Below are 14465 nucleotides of genomic sequence, written 5' to 3' on the forward strand. Positions count from 1 at the left end.
CCTCCCACCCGCTCCGACAGCCGGGAGCCGTGCGAAGCGGGAAACTCCGCGCTAGTCTCCGCCGGTGTCCGCCCGCCCGTCACCCGCCAAGCCCCGGCTCCCCTCGCGCGTGACGCTGGGTCGCCTGCTCACCCTCGCCCGGCCCGAGGTCCCCACGCTCGTCGTGGGCACCCTCTTCCTGCTCCTCAGCAGCGCCGCCACGCTCGTCTTCCCCCGCGCCATCGGTGATTTGGTGGACGAGGCGCTCGGCGCGCGCAGCCGCGACAAGCTGGACACCATCGCGCTGGTGATGTTCGCCGTCTTCGTCGTGCAGTCGGTGGCCATGGCGCTGCGCGCCTACCTCTTCAGCACCGCCGGCGAGCGCGTGGTGACGCGGCTGCGCAAGCGCCTGTTCCAGAGCCTGCTGTCCCAGGAGGTGGCCTTCTTCGACGAGCGCCGCACCGGAGAGCTCACCAGCCGGCTCGCCTCGGACACGAGCGTCCTGCAGAACACCGTCACCACCAACGTCTCCATGACGCTGCGCTACACCTTCCAGGCCCTGGGCGGCGTGGCGTTGCTGTTCTTCACCTCGCCCCGGCTGACGCTGGTGATGCTCGCGCTCATCCCGGCGGTGGCCATCGGCGCGGTGGTGTACGGCCGGCGCGTGCGGGTGCTGTCGCGCCAGGTGCAGGACGCGCTCGCCGCCTCCAGCGAGGTCGCCGAGGAGGACCTGTCGGGCATCCGCACCGTGCGCTCGTTCGCCGCGGAGGCCCACGAGGTGGAGCGCTACAGCGCCGCGGTGGACCGCGCGCTGGCGCTGGCCAAGGACCGCGCGCGCCAGTCCGCGCTCTTCATGGGCATCGCCTCGCTGGCCATGTACGGCTCCACCGCGGCCATGCTCTGGTACGGCGGCCGCCTGGTGGTGGACGGAGAGCTCACGGTGGGCGCGCTCACCTCGTTCCTCATCTACACCTCGCTCGTCGCGCTCTCGCTGAGCGCGGTGGCGGAGGTGTGGGCGGACTTCATGCGCGCCAGCGGCGCCGCCGAGCGCGTCTTCGAGCTGGTGGACCGCGTGCCCGCCATCCCCGCCGGAGGCCACCAGCTCCCGTCGGTGAAGGGCCACGTGGAGTTCCGCGGCGTGCGCTTCTCCTACCCCACGCGCGCGGACGTACCCGTGCTCCAGGGGCTGGACCTGGAGCTCAAGCCCGGCGAGGTCGTCGCGGTGGTGGGCCCCTCGGGCGGAGGCAAGTCCACGCTCGCCTCGCTCATGTCGCGCTTCTACGACCCGCAGGGCGGCGCGGTGGTGCTGGACGGACATCCGCTCACCACGCTCGAGCCCGAGTGGCTGCGCCGCAACGTCGGCATGGTGGCCCAGGAGCCGCAGCTGTTCTCCTGCTCCATCGCGGACAACATCCGCTACGCCCGGCCCGGCGCCACCGACGCGGAGGTCGAACACGCCGCGCGCGCCGCCAACGCCCACGACTTCATCCAGCGCTTCCCGGAGGGCTACAACACCCAGGTGGGCGAGCGCGGCGTGCAGCTGTCCGGCGGCCAGAAGCAGCGGGTCGCCATCGCCCGCGCGGTGCTCAAGGACCCCCGCCTGCTCATCCTCGACGAGGCGACCAGCGCGCTCGACGCGGAGAGCGAGCACCTGGTGAAGGACGCGCTGGAGCGCCTGATGAAGGGCCGCACCACGCTCGTCATCGCCCACCGCCTGTCCACCGTGGCCAACGTGGACCGCGTGCTCGTGCTGGAGTCGGGCCGCATCGTCCAGAGCGGCACCCACGCCAGCCTCATGGGCCAGGAGGGCCTCTACCGCCGCCTGGTCGAGCGCCAGTTCGTCGCGGCCTGAACGCCCGCCTACCCTCCACGTCCTTCGCTCATCGCACCGGAAAGTGGCGCGAAATCAGGAGGGCGATTAGTTGTTCCGGCCTCAAGAAAGGAGGTGATGCCTTGACCGACAGCAAGAGTCAGGCGTCCACCTCCGCTTCGGTGGCCTGAAACGGCTTTCCGTCGCGGTGGAAGACGCTAAAGGTTTCAGGGGCCCGTCTCCGCGCATGCGGGGGCGGGTCTTTTACTTTCCGGTCGGGAATGGAAGTCCCGACAACCTGTTCCGACGCGCCGGGGGGAGTGGCCGACCCTTGACGTACCCATCCGGGAGATTCGCCGTGTCCATCACCCCGTGCCCCAGCCCTCTGCCCACCGCCCTGCGTGACGAGGAGTCCGTCCAGGCGCAGCGCAACCTGTACTGTCCCAACTACGACGCCTGCCTGCACATGGTGGTCAAGCGTGGCTGGGAGGGCTGGAGCTGCCGCAACTGCGACTTGCGTGACTTCCGCGTCGGACAACCCGACGTCCGGGAGTTCGCCGTGTCCCGCCCTGGTGCTTGGGACGGCAACTGAGGCGGCGTCAGCAGGCGGACCGGTCGACCCCCCGTCCGGCGCAGAATAATTGACGCATCCCTGCCCTACTTGGCAGAACGGGATATGCGCTCCAAGAAGACCAAGTTCATTTTCGTGACGGGCGGAGTGGTCAGCTCCCTCGGCAAGGGCCTCGCCTCGGCCTCCATCGGCGCCCTGCTGGAGAACCGTGGCCTCGCCGTCACGTTGCTCAAGCTGGACCCGTACATCAACGTGGACCCGGGCACGATGAGCCCGTTCCAGCACGGCGAGGTCTTCGTCACCGAGGACGGTGGCGAGACGGACATGGACCTGGGCCACTACGAGCGCTTCACCAACGCGCGGATGAGCCGGCTCAACAACTTCACGTCCGGCCGCATCTACCACGCGGTCATCATGAAGGAGCGCCGCGGCGAGTACCTGGGCAAGACGGTGCAGGTGATTCCGCACATCACGGATGAAATCAAGGCGAGCATCCGTCAGGCGGCCCAGGACGCGGACGTGGTCATCGTGGAGGTGGGCGGCACGGTGGGCGACATCGAGTCCCTGCCCTTCCTCGAGGCCATCCGCCAGATGCGCTACGACGTGGGCAGCCAGAACGCCGTCTACGTGCACCTGACGCTCCTGCCGTACATCGGCGCGGCGGGCGAGGTGAAGACCAAGCCCACGCAGCACTCGGTGATGAAGCTGCGGGAAATCGGCATCCAGCCCGACTTCCTGGTGTGCCGCACGGACCGCGAGGTGTCGCGCGAGCTCAAGGACAAGATTGCGATGTTCTGCAACGTGGACACCGGCAACGTGTTCACGTCCCCGGACGTGCGCAGCATCTACGAGCTGCCGCTGGAGCTGCACCGGCAGGGCCTGGATGACCGGCTCGCGGAGGTGCTCAACATCTGGAGCCGCGCGCCGCACCTGGAGCGCTGGGAGAACATCATCCGCAAGGTGTACGAGCCCGCGCGAGGCCAGGTGCAGGTGGCCATCGTCGGCAAGTACGTGAACCTGACGGAGAGCTACAAGAGCCTCAACGAGGCCCTGCTCCACGGCGGCATCGCCAACGACGTGAAGGTCAACCTGCACTTCGTGGACAGCCAGGACGTGGAGGCGCAGGGGCCCGAGAAGCTGCTCGCCGGCGTGGACGCCATCCTGGTCCCCGGCGGCTTCGGCGTGCGGGGCACCGAGGGGAAGATCGCCGCCGTGCGCTACGCGCGGGAGAAGAAGATTCCGTTCTTCGGCATCTGCCTGGGCCTGCAGATGGCGGTGGTGGAGTTCAGCCGGAGCGTGCTGGGGCTCCCCAACGCGAACAGCCTGGAGTTCAACGAGCACACGCCGCACCCGGTGGTGACGCTCATGGAGAGCCAGGTGTCGGTGCAGGACAAGGGAGGCACCATGCGCCTGGGCAGCTACGCCTGCGCGCTCAAGCCCACCACCCGCGCCCACCAGCTCTACGGCCAGGACCTCATCCAGGAGCGCCACCGGCACCGCTACGAGGTCAACAACGCCTACCGCGGCCGGTTGCAGGAGGCGGGCCTGGTCATCTCCGGTCATAATCCGGAGCTGAACCTGGTGGAGATGATTGAACTGTCGGACCACCCCTACTTCGTCGGCTGCCAGTTCCACCCCGAGTTCAAGAGCAAGCCCTTCGCCCCCCACCCCCTCTTCTCCGGCTTCATCAAGGCCGCGCTCGACCAGCGCGACGCCTCCGCCGGCCAGGTGCGCGCATGAGCGCCAGCAGCCTTCCGATTACCCTCTGTGGCCACAAGGTTGGCCCGGGACAGAAACTCTTCGTCATCGCCGGCCCGGACAGCATCGAGTCCGAGGAGATGGCGCTGAAACATGCTCACTTGCTCAAGGGCATCACCAGCCGGCTGGGCGTGCCCTATGCCTTCAAGTGCTCGTATGACAAGGCCAACCGGACAAGCGGGAAGTCCTTCCGAGGTCCTGGCCTCCGGGAAGGGCTGCGCATCCTAGCGCGTATCAGGGATGAAGTGGGCGTCCCGGTCCTCACGGACGTCCATGAAACCAGCCACGTAGGTCCTGCCTCGGAAGTTGTGGATATCATCCAGATACCGGCGTTCCTGTGCCGGCAGACGGACCTGGTCGAGGCGGTGGCCCGCTCGGGAAAGGGCGTGAACTTGAAGAAGGGACAGTTCGTGGCCCCCAAGGACATCGTCCACTCGGCGCGCAAGGCGTTCGAGACGGGCAACCCCAACGTGCTCGTCACCGAGCGGGGTTCGACCTTCGGCTACAACAACCTGGTGGTGGACATGCGGGGCCTGGCGCAGATGCGCGAGGCGGGCCTGGCCGTGTGCTTCGACGCCACGCACTCCGTGCAGCAGCCCAGCTCCGGTGACGGCGTCACGGGAGGCGACCGCAAATTCGTCTCACTGCTCGCCCGCGCTGCCGCGGCCGCCGGGATTGATGCATTGTTCACGGAAGTCCATGAGGACCCTGACCGTGCCCTGTGTGACGGTCCGTGCTCCCTCAATCCACAGATGTTCGAGGACGTGGTACGAAATGTGCTGGATATCCGCCGGGTGTTGGGACACGAGCCCGGCTGATGAACACGACGAGGGGAGCCGAGCAAACGATGCAGACGGACGCACCTTCCAAGCCTGGAAAGGAAGAGCTGACGTCCCGCGCGGCGCGCGTGCGGCTCTTGGTCTTCGACGTGGACGGGGTGCTCACCGACGGCGGCCTGTATTACGGCGACGGCGGGGAGCTGATGAAGCGCTTCGACGTGAAGGATGGCCACGCCCTGGTCATGGCCCGGCTGTCGGGCCTGCCCGCCGCCATCCTCACCGCTCGCACCTCAGGAATCGTGGAGGCACGCGGGCGGGAGCTCGGGCTGGCGGCTGTGTTTCAAGGCCGCCGGGACAAGGGTGCCGCACTGGACGAGCTCCTCCAGCAGCTGGGCGTCCCCCATGAGGCCTGTGCCTACATGGGGGATGACCACAATGACCTGGCCCCGCTGTCGAGGGTGGGCTTGTCCGCGTGTCCCGCGGATGCAGTTCCCGAGGTGCGTCAGGAGGTCCACTTCGTGGCTCAGAGCCCGGGAGGCCGTGGGGCCGCTCGGGAGCTCGTGGAGCTCTGCCTCAAGGCCAGTGCCCGGTGGGACGGGGCCGTGGGTCTGATGAGGGGGACTGATGGACGCAGTGCGCAGAGAGGTTGAAGGAAACCCCGTATTCAAGGTAGGTGGTTGATTCCATGGGCAGCGGAATGATGCAGCAAGAGGGGAGTACGGCGATGACGGACCAGCTCTACACGACGCACGACATCAGTCGTTTGCTTCAGGTGGATCCGTCCACGGTGAGCAAGTGGATTGACCGGGGCATCCTGATGGCCTTCAGGACGCCGGGCGGTCACCGCCGGGTGCGCTCGGCGGACCTGCGCACCTTCCTCATCGCGCACCAGATGCCGGTTCCGGAGGAGCTGGGCAGCGGCACGGTGCGGCTGTTGGTGGTGGATGACGAGCGGGCGGTGCTGGACGCCGTCAAGCGCGCGTTCAAGCCGTTCTCCGCGCAGGTGGAGCTCCAGACGACGACGAGCGGCGTGGAGGCCCTGCTGCTGGTGTCCGAGCAGAAGCCGCACGGGATGATCATCGACCTGAACATGCCGGACATCGACGGCCTCGAGGTCTGCCGTCGCATCCGCGCGCGCAAGCAGATGGAGGGTGTGCGGCTCATCACGATGACGTCCATGCACACCGCCGACGTCGTGGAGCAGTCCAAGCAGGCGGGCGCGCTCGCGTGCCTGGCCAAGCCGCTCGATGTGCAGCAGGTGCTGGAGCTGTTCCGCGTGCCCATCTCGCTCGGCGCCAAGCGCTGAGGTCGGGAGGGCTTCCGCCGCCCCCTCGCGGAAGCCCTCGACAGGGGTGAAGAAGGAGGAAGCCGCGCCGTTCTTCCCCGGACAGCGGCCTCCCAGCAGGGGTGTGCGCGCGATTCGACGCCTCGCGCGAAGCATCAGCCCTGGACCTTGACCTCGATGACCCGAGGCTTGGACGCCTCGCGTCGAGGCAAGGTGAGCGTCAGCACGCCCTGCTCGTAGCGCGCCTCCACCTTGGTGGCGTCCACCGTCTCCGGCAGGGAGAACGAGCGCGTGAAGCCGCCCTGCGCGCGCTCCTGGCGGCGCACGGTCACGCCCTCGGCGACGGGCTGCGCCTTTCGCTCGGCCTTCACGGTGAGCACGTCGCGCTCCACCGTCACCTGGATGTCCTTGGCGTCCACGCCCGGCATGTCGAGGTGCAGGGTGACGCCCGCCTCGGACTCGAGGATGTCGGCCGCCGGCACGCGCTCGCGGGCCGTGGACTGACGGAAGAAGCCCGGCTGGGCGAACTCACGGAAGAGCGCGTCGAAGTCGCGCATCAGGGGGTTCACCACCACGGCGGAGTTGAACGGGTTGCGATTCTGCATGGTCTTCTCCTGTGCGTGTCACTCCTCTGGCGGAGTGCACGGTGTGTGAATCACAGACGTTGTCGTTGTCGGCGGTCTCGCCTCGGGGGCCCCATCGGGGCTCCACTCCAGCGCCGCCTCACAAGACTCAAGAGAACCATGCTCCGGGACGTGTCAAGCAACGCCCCCGGGCCCTCGCGGCCCCCTCCCACCCTGCCCGCACGCCTGCCCTCCGGACCGCCGGACGAGGGCCTTCCGGGACGGGCGGACCCGGGCCGTCAGTCGTCGTCGCGGGCCAGGGCCACGGCGTAGGCCTCCTCGTCGCGCGACACATGCACGGTCCACGGGCGGCAGCAGACGGGGCAGTCCTCGATGTAGCGCTCCGCGCTGGCGCCGATGGGGTCCACGTCGACCTCCACCTCCTCGCCACAGTAGGGGCACTGCTGGATGGCGGCTTCCGCGAAGGGCTGCATGATGGTGCCTCCTCGCCCTCGTAGCGGGCGAAAGCGTCGCGGACTGAGCGTCCGCGCCGTCAGACGGTAGACTCCCGAGCCATGGCTTCTCCTTCCCGCAATCGCATCGGCGAAATCCTCGTCAAGGCCCGCGTCATCGACGAGCTCCAGCTCCGCAGCGCCATGGCCACCCTGGACCAGTGGGGCGGTCGGCTGTCGCGCGTCGTCGCGGACCTGGGGCTGGCCACCGAGGACACGATTACGGAGGCCATCTGCCAGGGCCTGGGGATGCAGCGCGTGCAGCTGGGCAACATCAGCCGGGACGCGGGAGCGCTGTCGCGCGTGGACATGACGCTCGCCGAGCAGAAGGCCGTCTTCCCCGTCTCGCTCAAGGACAACGGCAAGACGCTGGTGCTGGCCATGGCGGACCCCACGGACCTGGCCACGCTGGACCAGGTGGCGGCCCGCAGCCGCGCCCGGGTGGTCCCCATGGTGGCGGGCGAGCGTGAAATCGAGCACGCCATCCTGCGGCACTACCGAGGCCAGGAGCCGGTGGTCAGCACGCGCTTCTCTCCCTCGCGCAACCAGTCCTCGGACACGCAGGCCACCGTCGACGAGCAGGAGGACGAGTTCAAGGTCGTCGACATGAGCGGCAAGACGGTGGTGAAGCGCATCGCCGACATCGTCCCGCCCGAGTCACCCGCGGCGGCGCCAGCCCCCCGCGCTCCGGAGCGGCCCGCACCGCCCGCGGCGGCCCAGGGGTCGAGCGCGGCGGACATCCTCGACGAAATCCTGGCCGGTGGCCCGTCCACCTCGCCCGAGTGGACGGACGAGGACCTGCAGCGGCTGCAGACGCTCCAGCAGAACCAAGAGAAGAGCTCCAAGATTCTGCGCGCCCTGCTGGAGCTGCTCCTGGAGAAGGGCAAGCTGCAGCAGCGCGAGCTCGCCGCCAGGATGCGCCTGTAGCGCTCAGCCCGCCTCCTGGAGCTCCCGCCCGGTGAGCCCCAGGAGGTAGAGGATGGTGTCCAGCCCGCCGGCGGAGATGGACGTGTCGGCGGCCTCGCGCAGCCGGGGCTTGGCGCGGAACGCGATGCCCAGCCCCGCGCGCTCCAGCATCAGCAAGTCGTTGGCGCCGTCGCCCACCGCGATGACCTGCTCGAGCAGGATGCCCTCCTGGGCCGCGAGCTGCTCGAGCAGCTCCGCCTTGCGGCGCGCGTTGACGATGGCCCCGACGGTGCGGCCGGTGAGCCTGCCGCCCTCCGCCTCCAGCACGTTGGAGTAGGCGTGGTCGATGCTGAGCCGCGCCTTGAGCGCCTCGGCCGCCACGGAGAAGCCGCCGCTGATGACCGCGGTGCGGTAGCCCAAGCGCTTGAGCACGCGCACCAGCGTCTCGGCGCCCTCCGTGAGGGGCAGGTTGGCCGCGAGCCGGTGCAGCACGTCCACGTCCAGCCCCTTCAGCAGCGCCACGCGCTGGCGCAGCGACTCGTCGTAGTCCATCTCCCCCTGCATGGCGCGCTCGGTGATGCGCGAGACCTGCTCACCCACGCCGTGCGCGCGCGCCAGCTCGTCGATGACCTCGATGCGGATGAGCGTGGAGTCCATGTCCATCACCACCATCCGCTTGCCGCGCCGGAACAGGCTCTCCTTCTGCAGCGCCACGTCGAAGGTGTTGTCGCGCATGGACAGCGCCAGCAGCGAGCGCTTGAGCACCTGGGGCTCCAGCGCAGGCGGCAGGGTGACGTGCAGCTCCATGGAGCCCAGGTGCGGCTCGGACAGCCGGACGATGCGCTCCACGTTGGCGCCCGCCTGGGCCAGGTGCGAGGTGAGCGAGTGCAGCTGCCCCGCCCCCAGCGCGCGCCCCACCGCGGTGACGACGTAGCGCGCGGGCATGGGAGCCCCGGGGTCCGGCGTCTCCACCGCCTGGAAGTCCAGCGCCACGCCGAGCTCCCGCGCGGCGAAGAGCAGCGCCCGGGGAATGCCCACCGACTCGGGCAGCCGCACCAGGAGGCACAGCGTCAGCCGCCCCTGCACCACCACCTGCTCCACGTCGAGCAGCTCGGCGCCCGCGTCCGCGAGCAGGCCGGTGAGGCGGGCGGTGATGCCGGGGTGGTCCTTGCCCGTCACGGTGACGAGCACACAGCCTGGAGCAGTGGAGGTCATGGCGCGCGGCACAATGCCATGACCCCGCCTGGACGGGGCGGACGCCGCGAGGCCCCCACGTCGTGCCTGCCTGCTACCGCGCTGGCGGAGGGCCAGGACACGGCCTCTCCACGCCACCGTCCACACGGGGGGCGAGCCTCACGAGGAGGCCCGCGCCCGGGAGCGCGTCACTGCTGGGGCGACTCGGAGGAGAGGATGAGGTCGCCGCGGACGAGGAACTCCTTGTCCGGGAAGGCCTTGTAGAAGTCCTCGAGCATGGCGTCGACGTCCGGGTAGCGCTGCTCGCGCTTGTCCTGGGTGGCCTTGTCGAAGAGCTGGTCCAGGCCGCTGGGCGCCTCGGGGTTCACCTCCGAGGGGAGCGGCGAGCGGCGGCCCGGAATCTGCCCGGTGAGCATCTCGTAGAGCAGGATGCCCAGCCCGTACACGTCCGCGGAGGGGCCCGGGTCCTTGGCGCCGCGGTTCATCAGCTCCGGGGCCATGTACGCCATGCCGCCGGTGCCCACGAAGACCTGGGGCATGCCCTTGGTGGCGTCCACCTCCACCACGCGGCCCAGGCCGAAGTCGGACAGCTTGGCGTTGCCGTAGGCGTCGAAGAGGACGTTCTCCGGCTTGAGGTTGTGGTGCGTCAGCCCCGTGGCGTGGGCCGCGCGCAGGCCGTAGGCCATCTGGAGGAACGTGCGCAGCGCGAAGGGCACCGGCACCCCGCTGCCCCCGCCCGCGTCCAGCCGCTCCTTCAGGCTGCCGTTCATCAGCTCCAGGACGAAGTAGGGGCGGCTGGCCTCCACGTTCTGGTCCACCACCTGGACGATGCCGGGGTGGCGCACCTGGGCCTGGGCGCACAGCTCCTTCTTCAGCCGCTTGAGCACCTCACCGCGCTGCAGGAAGGAGAAGTATCCGAAGATGTCCTTGAGCTCCTTCAGGCAGATGTCCAGCCCCAGCGCCGTGAAGCGGCCCTTGAAGACGGTGCCCAGCGGGCCCGTGCCGATGGGGTCGAACTTCTGGTAGCGCAAGTCCAGCTCCGTGCCCTTCGGGGCGACGGGCGCGGCGGCGACGGGAGAAGTGGCGGCGGGAGGGGGCATGGAAGGGGCGGCGGACGACGACGGGGGAGCGAGGGGCAGCGGCGCGGTGGGAGCCAGACCGATGGACGTCTCCCGGCGAGGCTCGGGCGTCGCGGGGGTGATGAGCGCCACGGGCACAGGCGGCGTGAAGGGCGCCGGGACGGGCACGGGTACCTGCGACGTGTTGGGCGGCGGCGTCAGGTCCAGCGCGGGCATGGCCGAGCGCGCGGCGCGCATCGGCGGCATGGGCGGCGGCGACGGGGGCGGCGCAATCTGCGTGGCCGCGGTGGGCACCACCTCCGCCTCGTCCAGGAGCAGCTCCGGCGGGGGCGGCGGCAACACCAGCGACTCCTCGGTGCCCTGGGCCACGGGGGGCTCGTCCTCGGCCGAGGCAATCTGGTCGGCGAAGAACTCGCCCACCTCCACGGAGAACTTGTCCGACAGCTCCCCGCCCGCCACGCGCTCGCCCTGCTCGGTGAGCTTGAGCTGGGCCTCGCGGTCCATGGCGATGTAGTGGAACTTGCGCAGGAAGAAGAAGTAGTTGTCGAAATCGAGCGAGACGGACGGCTCCAGCGCGGCCTTCACATCGGCCAGCTTGTTGGAGCGTCCGAGTTGGCCGTTCTCCCTCAGGTTTCGGAGGATGAACAGCGCCTCGCCACTGACGGCGTCGCGGTTGATGGCGGCCTTCGGCATGGGTGGGCGACTCTACGACGTCCACCCGCCACCGCTCAACGTGGGACTGGCGGAACCCGGGGGGTTCTCAGCGGATGCGAAGCAGCTGCTTCACCGTCTCCAGGACCTCGACGAACTTCACCGGCTTGCGCAGGTAGATGTCCACGCCCAGCTGCAGCGCGCGGTCCTGGGCCTCCTTGCCGCCGGCGGAGATGGCGATGACGGGGATGGCCCGCAGGGCCTCCTCCTCCCGGATGCGCTCCACGAGCGCGAAGCCGTCCATCACCGGCATGTAGAGGTCCGTCATCACCAGGCTGAAGCGGCCCTCGCGCAGCATGCCCAGCGCGTGGTGCCCGTCCGGCGCGAAGTGGACCTCCAGGGGCACCTTCCCGTGCAGCTCACCGGACGCCAGCTTCTTCAGCACGTAGCTGTACATCTCGATGATGTGCGGGTTGTCCTCGACGATGAGCACACGGTACCCCTCGTGCTCGGCGTGGGGCGCGTGGCTGTTGGGTCCTGCCGCACTCAAGATGTCACCCAGTCTGCGCCTGTCCTCCGCGCGCTCGACGCGGACCCCGACTCCTCCGGGCTGATCGACGCCCGCGGGCCTCATCCAGGCCACGATGCCGGTGACTTCTACCGGATCCAGCAGTCCCGGGAAAGAAAGTGCGAGCCGCACCTCGTCCCCCAGGGTGAAGGCCTGGTCGGTCTGCACGAAGAGCCCCGAATGGGACAGGTTCTCCGTGACGTCACGCGCCTGGCGTCCGTCCGCGTACTCCACCTTCAGCACGGCCGGGACCCGGGGGTGCTGACGCTTGTTCTCTGGGCCCGGGGTCATAACAAGGGGTTGAAATCGCTCGGCAATTTGCTGATGGCGGCCCAGTGTACCGTCGAGGGTTTATGTTGACAACGCGGCCTTTGGAGCAATACGTAGCCCCCCGCCATGGCGGAGCCCCTGTTCACTCCTGAAGAGCAGAAGAAGTTCGACGCGGGTATCGCGGAGATCATCTCCCACTACCCCTCTGATCGCAAAAGCGCGGGCATGCTCCCGGCGCTGCGCCTGCTCCAGGAGATCAAGGGCTGGCTGCCGCCCGAGGGCCTGCGGCTGGTCGCCAAGCACCTGGAGGTCACGCCGGAGCGCGCCTACGAGGTCGCCAGCTTCTACGTGATGTACCACCTGAAGAAGCCGGGCAAGTACGTCATCGACGTCTGCACGAACCTCTCCTGCTCGCTCTGGGGCGCGGAGAAGATGCTCGCCTACCTGGAGGAGAAGCTCGGCCTCAAGGCAGGTGAAGCCAACGAGAAGTTCACCTTGCGCGAGACCGAGTGCCTGGCCTCCTGCGGCACGGCGCCGTGCCTGCAGATCAACGAGGATCACCACGAGAGCCTCACCCGCGCGAAGCTGGACGCCATCCTGGCCAAGCTGAGCTGAGCTGAAGCGCCACCCTTTCACCCAGGCAGGACGTCATCACATGGCCTCTACGGCAAAGGGCATCGACCCGATCATCTCCGCGGCCTGGGGCAAGCCCCAGTCCTGGACGTTGGACAGCTACAAGAAGCGCGGTGGCTACGAGGGTCTGAAGAAGGCGCTGGAGATGCAGCCGGCCGCCATCATCGACGAGGTGAAGAAGTCCAACCTCCGCGGTCGCGGCGGCGCCGGCTTCCCCACGGGCCTGAAGTGGAGCTTCGTCCCCAAGGACAGCCCCAAGCCCAAGTACCTCGCGGTCAACGGCGACGAGTCCGAGCCGGGCACCTTCAAGGACCGCTACATCCTCGAGGACGACCCGCACATGATGCTGGAGGGCATCGCCATCGCGTCCTACGCGCTGGGCGTGCACACCTGCTACGTGTACCTGCGCGGCGAGTTCAAGTTCCCCGCGGAGCGCTGCCAGGCCGCCATCGACGAGGCGTACAAGGCGGGCATCTTCGGCAAGAAGCTGATGGGCAAGGACTTCGAGCTCAACTGCTACCTGGTCCGCGGCGCCGGCGCCTACATCTGCGGCGAGGAGACGGCCCTGCTGGAGAGCCTGGAGGGCAAGAAGGGCTGGCCGCGCCTGAAGCCCCCCTTCCCCGCCGTCGTCGGCCTGTTCGGCAGCCCCACGGTGGTGAACAACGTGGAGACGCTCGCCAGCGTGCCCCACGTCTTCACGGGCGGCTCGGACTGGTACGCGAAGCTGGGCACGGACAAGTCGGGCGGCACGCGCCTGGTCTGCCTGTCCGGCACGGTGAACCGCCCGGGCGTCTACGAGGTGTCGATGTTCACGACCCTCGCGGAGCTCATCTACGACGACAAGTACGGCCGCGGCATGCCGGCGGGTCGCAAGGTGAAGGCCGTGATTCCGGGCGGGTCCTCGGCGCCGGTGCTGGGCGCGGACGAGCTGGACGTGGCCATGGAGTTCGAGGCCCTCAAGGTCAAGCAGACCATGGCGGGCTCCGGCGGCGTCATCGTCATGGACGACGCCACCTGCATGGTGCGCAGCCTGTGGCGCGTGGCGCGCTTCTACGCGGAGGAGTCCTGCGGCCAGTGCACGCCGTGCCGCGAGGGCACGCCGTGGCAGACGCGCCTTCTGCGCAAGATTGAAGAGGGCCGCGGCGACCCGGGCGACGTGGAGATGCTCTCCAACGTGGCGTCCTCCATCGCCCCCTACCCGCCCATCGGCCTGGGCAACACCATCTGCGCGCTGGGTGACGCGGCGGCGCTGCCCACGCACTCGTTCCTGATGCGGTTCAAGGACGAGTTCGAGGCCCACATCCGCGAGAAGCGCTGCCCGTTCGGCGACAAGCCCTGGGGTTCGTTCGGAGACTGGTCTTGAACATCGAGCTCATCCTCTTCGGGGCGTTCGCGCTCCTGACGCTGCTGTCGGCCGGGATGGTCATCTTCGCGCGGAGTCCCATCAACTCCGCCATGGCCCTGGTCTCCACGTTCTTCTTCCTGGCCGGGCTGTACGTCCTGCTCTGGGCGCACACGGTGGCGGTGCTCCAGGTGCTCGTCTACGCGGGCGCCATCATGGTGCTCTTCCTGTTCGTCATCATGCTGCTGAACCTGAGCGAGTCGCCCTCGCGTGGAAAGCCCACGCTGGCGAGGCTCGTGGGCGGGGTGGCGACGGTGGGCCTCCTGGCGGTGCTGGGCATCGCGCTCAGCAAGCTGCCCTCGGGGCCGCCCCCGTCCATGGGCGTGGAGGCGCAGGCGACCTTCGGCACCATGGCGACGCTGGGTCAGGTCATCTTCACCCAGTGGCTGCTTCCCTTCGAGGCGGTGAGCCTGCTGCTCCTGGTGGCCATCGTGGGCGCGGTCGTCGTGGCCAAGTCGCGAATCTGATCGCAGCCGACTCCCTCAAACTTTCTGTGCTAGATGGC

The 14465-nt window shown here is 68.9% G+C and carries 15 protein-coding genes; 10 read left to right on the forward strand and 5 right to left on the reverse strand.

Annotation, left to right across the window (positions count from 1 at the left end; genetic code table 11):
* The first annotated feature begins 64 nt into the window (after positions 1-64).
* From VZQ01_RS13230 to VZQ01_RS13255, 6 genes are all read left to right on the forward strand, one after another.
* Positions 65-1831, forward strand: a complete 1767-nt coding sequence (locus tag VZQ01_RS13230) for an ABC transporter ATP-binding protein (RefSeq protein WP_426748000.1) — start codon at positions 65-67, stop codon at positions 1829-1831.
* A 316-nt stretch (positions 1832-2147) separates the two neighbouring features.
* Positions 2148-2381 carry a hypothetical protein gene (locus VZQ01_RS13235; RefSeq protein ID WP_141328710.1) on the forward strand — a complete coding sequence of 78 codons (234 nt, stop codon included), beginning with the start codon at positions 2148-2150 and terminating at the stop codon, positions 2379-2381.
* Between the two features lie 84 nt (positions 2382-2465).
* Positions 2466-4100: a CTP synthase gene (gene pyrG, locus VZQ01_RS13240; RefSeq protein WP_408888028.1), complete on the forward strand. Its 1635-nt coding sequence runs from the start codon at positions 2466-2468 to the stop codon at positions 4098-4100.
* Entirely contained in the window at positions 4097-4936 is an 840-nt protein-coding gene (gene kdsA / locus VZQ01_RS13245) for a 3-deoxy-8-phosphooctulonate synthase (RefSeq protein ID WP_223746167.1), read from the forward strand. Before pyrG ends, kdsA begins: the two co-directional genes overlap by 4 nt.
* A 29-nt stretch (positions 4937-4965) precedes the next feature.
* Positions 4966-5547 (forward strand): KdsC family phosphatase, encoded by a 582-nt coding sequence (locus tag VZQ01_RS13250; RefSeq protein ID WP_046717472.1) that lies wholly within the window; start codon positions 4966-4968, stop codon positions 5545-5547.
* 35 nt (positions 5548-5582) lie between these two features.
* Positions 5583-6203, forward strand: coding sequence for a response regulator (locus tag VZQ01_RS13255; protein ID WP_046711239.1), 621 nt, complete (start codon positions 5583-5585; stop codon positions 6201-6203).
* A 134-nt stretch (positions 6204-6337) separates the two neighbouring features.
* Here the strand turns inward: VZQ01_RS13255 and VZQ01_RS13260 are convergent, their stop codons facing one another.
* Positions 6338-6787 carry an Hsp20/alpha crystallin family protein gene (locus VZQ01_RS13260; protein WP_426748001.1) on the reverse strand — a complete coding sequence of 150 codons (450 nt, stop codon included), beginning with the start codon at positions 6785-6787 and terminating at the stop codon, positions 6338-6340.
* Positions 6788-7044: 257 nt separating this feature from the next.
* Complete coding sequence (locus VZQ01_RS13265) at positions 7045-7239, reverse strand: CPXCG motif-containing cysteine-rich protein (RefSeq protein ID WP_141328702.1); 195 nt, start codon at positions 7237-7239, stop codon at positions 7045-7047.
* 81 nt (positions 7240-7320) lie between these two features.
* Here VZQ01_RS13265 and VZQ01_RS13270 point away from each other — a divergent pair, with 81 nt between their 5' ends.
* Positions 7321-8184 carry a GspE/PulE/PilB domain-containing protein gene (locus tag VZQ01_RS13270; protein WP_426748002.1) on the forward strand — a complete coding sequence of 288 codons (864 nt, stop codon included), beginning with the start codon at positions 7321-7323 and terminating at the stop codon, positions 8182-8184.
* Between the two features lie 3 nt (positions 8185-8187).
* On the opposite strand, the gene serB is transcribed toward VZQ01_RS13270, so the two are convergent.
* The 3 genes from serB to VZQ01_RS13285 form a co-directional block, all read right to left on the reverse strand.
* The gene (gene serB, locus VZQ01_RS13275; protein WP_426748004.1) at positions 8188-9378 is read right to left on the reverse strand and encodes a phosphoserine phosphatase SerB; all 1191 of its coding nucleotides are present in this window, start codon (positions 9376-9378) and stop codon (positions 8188-8190) included.
* A 167-nt stretch (positions 9379-9545) separates the two neighbouring features.
* Positions 9546-11129, reverse strand: a complete 1584-nt coding sequence (locus VZQ01_RS13280; protein WP_223746163.1) for a serine/threonine-protein kinase — start codon at positions 11127-11129, stop codon at positions 9546-9548.
* Positions 11130-11196: 67 nt separating this feature from the next.
* Positions 11197-11946, reverse strand: a complete 750-nt coding sequence (locus tag VZQ01_RS13285; RefSeq protein WP_421538351.1) for a TIGR02266 family protein — start codon at positions 11944-11946, stop codon at positions 11197-11199.
* A gap of 105 nt (positions 11947-12051) precedes the next feature.
* On the opposite strand from VZQ01_RS13285, the gene VZQ01_RS13290 reads away from it, so the two are divergent.
* Genes VZQ01_RS13290 through VZQ01_RS13300 form a run of 3 tightly spaced genes read left to right on the forward strand, consistent with a single transcriptional unit; the run spans position 12052 to position 14427 of the window.
* Positions 12052-12540: an NADH-quinone oxidoreductase subunit NuoE family protein gene (locus tag VZQ01_RS13290; RefSeq protein WP_141324621.1), complete on the forward strand. Its 489-nt coding sequence runs from the start codon at positions 12052-12054 to the stop codon at positions 12538-12540.
* 40 nt (positions 12541-12580) lie between these two features.
* Entirely contained in the window at positions 12581-13921 is a 1341-nt protein-coding gene (gene nuoF / locus VZQ01_RS13295; RefSeq protein WP_223783442.1) for an NADH-quinone oxidoreductase subunit NuoF, read from the forward strand.
* A complete protein-coding gene (locus VZQ01_RS13300; RefSeq protein WP_223746161.1) occupies positions 13918-14427 on the forward strand; it encodes an NADH-quinone oxidoreductase subunit J family protein in 510 nt (169 codons plus the stop codon). Before nuoF ends, VZQ01_RS13300 begins: the two co-directional genes overlap by 4 nt.
* Positions 14428-14465: the final 38 nt, after the last annotated feature.

This window comes from Myxococcus faecalis (assembly GCF_050039385.1).
Classification (GTDB): domain Bacteria; phylum Myxococcota; class Myxococcia; order Myxococcales; family Myxococcaceae; genus Myxococcus; species Myxococcus fulvus.